The 1,351-nt window shown below is 29.8% G+C and carries 2 protein-coding genes; both read left to right on the top strand.

The features are described 5' to 3' along the window. Positions 1–716: 716 nt before the first annotated feature. Positions 717–899 (top strand): hypothetical protein, encoded by a 183-nt coding sequence (locus tag SLH48_RS22325; RefSeq protein ID WP_320259912.1) that lies wholly within the window; start codon positions 717–719, stop codon positions 897–899. Positions 900–953: 54 nt separating this feature from the next. Next, entirely contained in the window at positions 954–1,133 is a 180-nt protein-coding gene (locus tag SLH48_RS22320) for a hypothetical protein (RefSeq protein ID WP_320259911.1), read from the top strand. The last annotated feature ends 218 nt before the right edge of the window (positions 1,134–1,351 follow it).

Here is a 1,351-nt window from a genome sequence, read left to right as displayed (position 1 = left end):
AATCCAAGAGATACTAGTATATTTGGATTGAAATTTACAATTCCATTAACCTTCACTGGATTAAGGGATATATCACGATAGAAAATGAACTAATAATGAAATTAATAACGACAATGATTAATGAGTCTACTAGTTTTTTCCCAACTTGAGAATTGTTATTCCACAATATGGCGCTTTTCAGAAATGATACTGAAAAGCGTCTTTCTTTGTTTGCTTATTTCACATTCAAATTGTTAGTGCTATAGTATAAAATTGTGAACAAGTTTTGATTAGAGGAAAACGATTGCTCAAAATGAGATTTTAAAATAATTGTTATTAAGTTAAATTTTAGAGATATAAAAACTTCAGAACAGAAAGGGATTTATAATGGAAAACACTCCTAAGTATGTATTTTACTTTATTAACTCATTTATCTTAATTGTTTTTGCTATTGTGCTCTCTCAGTTCAATTTCAACCTGGTAATTACACTTAGTATCTTTGGTTCGAGTTCTTTTTTCTACTTAATCTGTGGGATTTATAATTTGAGAAAGCACAGGAAGCTTACTGATGTAGTTTAGTCGTTAATGCCGTTTATATTTAAGGTTTTTCGACATGAGGCGGGGAAAGTAGTTAAATAGTAAACTTAATTGTAGAGGGCCTTTCTACCTTAACCCTCTTAAGGAAACACAAGTTATAGTATGGATATTAGGTTTTTAATGTAACTCAGGAGGAAATAATGTTATTTAAAGAGACTATTATACAATTAATTATGATAATTTCGTTTGGGGTTGGAGCAATTTTAATGGTATTATTTCCAATATTAAAAAAAGAGAATCAATATTATGCATGGTTTAGTATGGTGTCTGGTATTACGGTATGGTTACTTTTATTGAATATAATTGCTCAAATGAGAAGCTAATCTATATAAGAAACATAATAGAAAATGAGTCTAATAGTGAAAGGAATGTAAATCATGGAGAGGTTTTTATTTATATTTGGCATTATTGTACTAGGATTTAGTGCTTTCTTTTTTGTAATGAACTTTATGGGAGAATATGATGGTGCTACTCTTATAATGTCGGTATTAGCAATGTTAAATGGAAGTATTGCGATGGGGGTTTCTGAGATTCTAGGTAGACTCAAGAAAACGTAATGATTAATGAGTCTGAAAGTAGGCTAATGATTTTTCTGAATCTGTTATTCAACAATATGGCGCAAGAATATAGTAAAGGCCATCTTAGCTATTTTAAGGATATTACCTATTTAAAATAGGTCAACCAGAAAAATTCTGGCTGACCTCATAATACGATATGGCGCAAGAATATAGTTAATGCGATCTTGATTACCTTAAGGATAAAATCTATTAAGAAT

The sequence above is a fragment of the Cytobacillus sp. IB215316 genome, from assembly GCF_033963865.1.
GTDB classification, from domain to species: domain Bacteria; phylum Bacillota; class Bacilli; order Bacillales; family SM2101; genus Nanhaiella; species Nanhaiella sioensis.
The sequence above is the reverse complement of the archived record's forward strand: the minus strand, read 5'-3'. Positions and strand labels throughout refer to the sequence as shown.